Below are 5434 nucleotides of genomic sequence, written 5' to 3' on the forward strand. Positions count from 1 at the left end.
TTTCGGGAAGCGGGCGGCGGGTAGCGTCTGTAGAAATGTCGAAGTTATTTCAGGAGAGCTCCTAAGCGATGGATGGTGTCAGAGGAAACGGGACAGATTTATTCTTTGAATGTGCTATCTGTAGTGGTGACGACGGCTATGTCGGACAGCTTGGCGGGCGTTCACTGGTCAAATCCTCGTGCGATGCACGTGAAGTTTTCCACCTGGAATGCATAACAGAATGGCTTGAAAGTGTACAACAGTCGGCAAGAACTCTTGACCAACGCCAATGTATATGCAAGCAACCGGCACTGCCATTGATTCGTATTGACGGCAGGAAACTGCTTGACGACGAATTCCGTTATTGTGGAACCCAGATATATGATTACTGCCGTACCGGAAACCTGCCCGAGCTGAGGACGCTGCTGCGCCAGGACGAGGCTTTGGCTAATCGGACTTACCATTCGGTGACCTCCGGTCATCCTGAACATCTGTTAGCTGTCGCCTTAAAGAACGAACATACTGATTTAGTCCGGCTCCTGATTGATTACCATGCCGATGTCAATGCCGTCGAGCACAATGGTGAGACCATCCTGCACATCGCTGCCCGGGCAGGGCGCACCGAGGAATTCAATATTTTCTCCACCAAAAGCTCAGACTGCTCAACCAAAAGCTCAAACTGTTCCTCAGCAAACCCAAACTGATCAAGAACATCACCAGCGTCCCCTGGCTCAAAGTGCCGAGGATACCTTCACACTTACCAGACACGGCATGATCGATGCACTTCGTGATAGCTTGGGCGCTCAGGTCAAGGGAATGGATGATCAATTCGGACACTTTGGGTACAGGAATAGTAAATAGAAGAAAACCAGGTTCAGGCCTTTAATTATGCATGGCAGTTGACGTTTAGACTAATAAAAAGACATTTGCACAATAAAAGAAACCGGGGTCATATATGGCCTTGCCCGCATTGCAAGGAAAAGTTTTCCATATAACTACGGCTATGCTCCCTCCGTTGTGCCTCACATAGTACCGGCCCAAGTAGCCAGAAATATTCGATTCCATATGGCCAGCTACTTATATGAAAAATCAGGGTCAGGTCTTGCATTTTACATAACAATTGTCGTTTATGGTGATAGACAAGATATTTGCACAAAGAAAGACCTGACCCAACTTTTTCTCAACTTTTTCAGCTTTTTTTGACCCCGGCTTTTACCGCTTTTAAGCGCCTGTCGCAATCAAGACCCGACCCCGGTTTCCGTTGTCAGAGTTAGTAGAATTTAACTTTTTAACGAGCGTCAGCGTATGAAGTCCGGCAATTGCTGGTGACAGGAGTGACGTACTTCATGGGAAATTCTGATGAAATTTATGATTGGCTAATAATAACAAAAAATTATGTAATGGAGAGGAGATGTGACTATTATAATTTGAATGTAGGGTCAGTTATTTTTATTTGAAAACAAACTGCCTACTTACTCTTACTTACTCTTACGAGATCGAATATTATGGACATACAATACCCCAACAGTGTTGAAAAAAAACATTAACAGCCCTGTCAATCCCAACGAATAAACCAGTTAATGATATCTTTTTTTCAGATGGTCGAACGATTTCAAAACATGAAATCGCCAGCCAAACCGATTTAAAATTGAGATATCAAAAAGAGGCTCTGGAGTGGCATTTTGGAAAACGGGAACAAATAGAATCTGCTCGCTTGTGCGAGTACCTGATAAAACACAAACCAGTTGAAAGGGAAATCATATTTAAATCAGCACCGATTGAAGTACTCACCAGAACAATAACCTTTGACTTATTGCGGGATCAAGGCATCTGCAACTATGAAATCCCAGATACACTGTGGGACGAACTCCCACAAAAGACACTCTTCCAGCTGGCTGAATGTGATGATGATTTCTTTTCATACCTCCCGGAAACCAGAAAAACCGAGCGTTTGTTTTTACACTGTTTAAAACACAACTATGAAGTATTAGAAAAAAAGAGCCAAGTGATCAATCCCTCTTCGGAATTTAATGAATTGGTTAAAAATATCGTCTTTAATTTTCATAAGGACAAGCTGGTAGATTACCAACTGCGCACACAACAATCCACAGACCTCTATCTGGCCATGGTCTCTCAAACTCCAGATCACCTCTGCAAAGTGCCATCAGACTGGGTTGACTATGAAACCATTGCCAAAGCAGCAATGAAATTCGACAACACTGTATTTAGCATGATTCCTGAATCCCGACTCAGTAGAGAGTTGGTGAACGATGCGGTAAGTCGCTACCCTGCACCAGCTCTAAACAGGATTCCACGGGAGTTTCGAGACTACAATACAATAGAGCAGGCTATCAGACACTGCATTCCTGATTCATTTCTTTTAGCTGATCAGGAAATAATAAAAACAGTTTCAGAATTGCCAGCCTCTGCTATCCAATGCCGATTTTGGCTTCGCTACGTTCCGGATTCAAAAAAAACCGAGGAAAATATTGAACAATATTTAAAAAACTACCCTGATGATATTTCAAAAATACCCCATCATTTACTGATCAAGAACAGAGCATGGTGTGAAAATGCTGTACTCGCCAACTACCGTGCGCTAAGTGATATACCCAAAGAACATCTCGATTACGAATTGTGCCTGCTGGCCATTGCACAAAATGCCAACGCCATAGAATGGATACCCGAAACGCTGGTATCTGAACACCCGGAGCTTCTGGACAAAGCCATCAAGTCAGGAGTAAGCCCTGACAGATTATGGAAGCTATCATCGTTAATAACGGCTGATGATATCCATGCTAATCCACAACTGGTTACCGAGAGGCCATATTCCAATAAAAGCCTGTGGGCAACGATGATCGAAGCACCGGCTCATATACCGTGCACACTGCATACCAGAGTTATCGAGCAACAGGATACCTGCCACCTGCAACATCTCCCGATCACCGGCTTGCTGTCTTCTTCTGAATCGTTGTGCAAGCTGTCTGACCCCATTCTCAGGGACTCCTTTTGTCAACCTGTTGATCCAGTATTTATTGAATTAAAAAAACGTCTGATTCGTTGCAAGCCATTAGCATTGCCAAATGCCACGACAGGAGCAGTGCTTCAACAATACATTGTCGATCATTACCAGAAAACCACTAAAGCTCTGGCGAATCACAGCTTGCCCACTTCATCCATACCAACCTCTGCAAAAGCTTGCGGAGGCCGTACACTGCTGTCTGAAAACCCCGATAAAACAGGCTGTGATCGTTATAAGTTTTTACGAAAGGATGAGCCATTAGATGAATTCTTCCGAGAAGAGGCCGTACACCAGTTTTGCAATGATACCCATGAAGGAAAAATCTTAACCTCCCAATACCTAAGCGAAGTTCCCAAATCAAAAGGCATTGTACTGGTTCAAAAAACAGAAACGGTTTCTACCATTATCAACCAGTTCACCTCTCAGCCAGAAGTGATCACTATTAACAGTCAGGACTACTATCTCGTCTATCATTTTCATACCCGAGACAAGTCCTACAGTGATCAGGCAAACCAACCACTGGAAAACCGAAACCTTACAGAAAATATACAGGCTCTGAAGAATGCAGCTCATACGTTAGGCCAATGGATGAGCTGTGGTGCTGTTCATACATCAACCATTCAGGCATTTCACAACTTTAGTCTTCACCGACGAGAGCTGTTTCTGATCCCGTTGTTTTCAAGGTCATACCCTGTGGCGGGCTGCCTCTCTTTTTGGAATACAAAAGCAACCGACCAGTCGGATTTTGTGCTTAGTGGTCTCAAGGACCTTGGGGACATGGAGTTTTACCCTTATATAGAGACCTATTCCACAGCCAGAAATGCTCAGTACTTTATTCCCGGTTATACGCAGCGTTGTTCATTTATGGAGGGTTTCGTGAGCAATATGGTGGCGATCACCCTTAACTATTGCCGACTGCTTCAAACCGAATCGGACTTCCATTACTCCAATCAACACGCTGTATCGGCAATGAAAGTGTTCATAACGGATATAACCAACCAATACCTGACCGGTTTGTTTGGTACACCAACAACGGCGGCTTCTTTATTTCCCAACGACGAGGTCTACCATCAATGGCTGAATAATACTGCACTGGAGACCATTTACTGGACGGCAGAGCAATCCGATGACAATGACGACTGCGTTTTCCAGCATCTGAAAAAACGAGGAGAGCTATCACGCGAAGTCTATCCAGACTGGCAGGGGAAATATTATTACCATTGTACTAGCGAGTCTAAAGCCCACTCGCTGGGTTTAAGTACTGGCTCATTTCCACTGGCATCGTTGGTCAAAGGGCTGGCCCAGATCGCGTGTGGCATGGCTGAAAAATTGCAACCTCAACCGAATCGCGGGCTATGTTTCCGCCTGAGCCAGCATAGTTGTCGCCTCTCCTGAATTTAAAAACCTAAACAGGGGGCGATCAATGAGTGATCCGTCATTTATCCGTACAACTTGCTTATAGCAGCGCTCAGGTCTAAACTCTGCCAATACGGAAAATATCCGTACAAATGGAGGGTGGAATATGGCTACTGCACGCCTGGACCTGAGACTTGATGAGGAGATCAAGGCTAAGGCAGAGAAGGCTTCAGCTCTACTGGGACTGAGGAGCTTGACCGAATACGTTGTCAGGCTTATGGATGAAGACGCTACACAGGTTATTTCTGAATATGAAAAGATGACCGTTGAAAACGATGTCTTTGATCGCTTTACAGAAGCCTGCGAAAAGGCAAAGGCACCCAATAAGGCCTTGCTGGATGCCCTGACATTTACCAAAGAGAAAGGTGTCAAGTGAGCTGGTCAAGGGAGTTTGTGGAACTGGATAAAGGTATCCACGATAGAGCGTCATTTGATTGTGGTGCAACGGAACTTGATTTGTTCATCCAGACTCAAGCCTCAAAACATAGGCAGGCAGGTATCAGTCGTACAATGGTTCTGCCCGCATCAAACCCTTTGCCAAATCAAAAAACACCAATCTGTGCATTTTACAGCATTGCGCCTTGCTCAATTTGTCGAGACACGTTACCTAAAGCGTTGGTAAAGCAGCTGCCACAATACCCTATTCCTGTATTTTTGATCGCACAGTTTGGGGTTCATCGAGAATTTCAGGGCGAGGGGTCAGGAAAAATCTGTCTTGTTAATGCCTTGAAATACCTGTGGGAAATAAACGCTCATATGCGTGCATACGCCATCATTGTTGATTGTTTAACCGATGCCGCAGAGAAGTTTTATGGAAAATATGGGTTTGAAGTTCTGTGTGAACATAATGGGAAGGTTCGCATGTTTCTGCCCATGAAGACAGTAGCCCGGCTTTTTAGTTTGTAGTCAATTACAATAACATGGCTCAATACTTGGGAATTGTCTGGAAATAACTTCCCTGGTTTCATTGCCTGACTGGACTGAGCTTGTCGAAGTTCGGTGGCACGACCCTTCGAC

General features: G+C 44.6%; 4 protein-coding genes. All 4 read left to right on the forward strand.

What is annotated here, in order from left to right; all coding sequences use genetic code 11:
* The first annotated feature begins 68 nt into the window (after positions 1–68).
* A complete protein-coding gene (locus tag KDK14_RS17085; protein WP_257266391.1) occupies positions 69–683 on the forward strand; it encodes an ankyrin repeat domain-containing protein in 615 nt (204 codons plus the stop codon).
* A gap of 944 nt (positions 684–1627) precedes the next feature.
* Positions 1628–4396 carry a hypothetical protein gene (locus KDK14_RS17090; protein ID WP_257266392.1) on the forward strand — a complete coding sequence of 923 codons (2769 nt, stop codon included), beginning with the start codon at positions 1628–1630 and terminating at the stop codon, positions 4394–4396.
* A gap of 127 nt (positions 4397–4523) precedes the next feature.
* Positions 4524–4793: a DUF1778 domain-containing protein gene (locus KDK14_RS17095; RefSeq protein WP_257266393.1), complete on the forward strand. Its 270-nt coding sequence runs from the start codon at positions 4524–4526 to the stop codon at positions 4791–4793.
* Between the two features lie 17 nt (positions 4794–4810).
* Positions 4811–5323, forward strand: a complete 513-nt coding sequence (locus tag KDK14_RS17100; protein ID WP_257266394.1) for a GNAT family N-acetyltransferase — start codon at positions 4811–4813, stop codon at positions 5321–5323.
* The last annotated feature ends 111 nt before the right edge of the window (positions 5324–5434 follow it).

It is taken from the genome of Endozoicomonas sp. ONNA2, from assembly GCF_024606365.1.
GTDB lineage: Bacteria > Pseudomonadota > Gammaproteobacteria > Pseudomonadales > Endozoicomonadaceae > Endozoicomonas.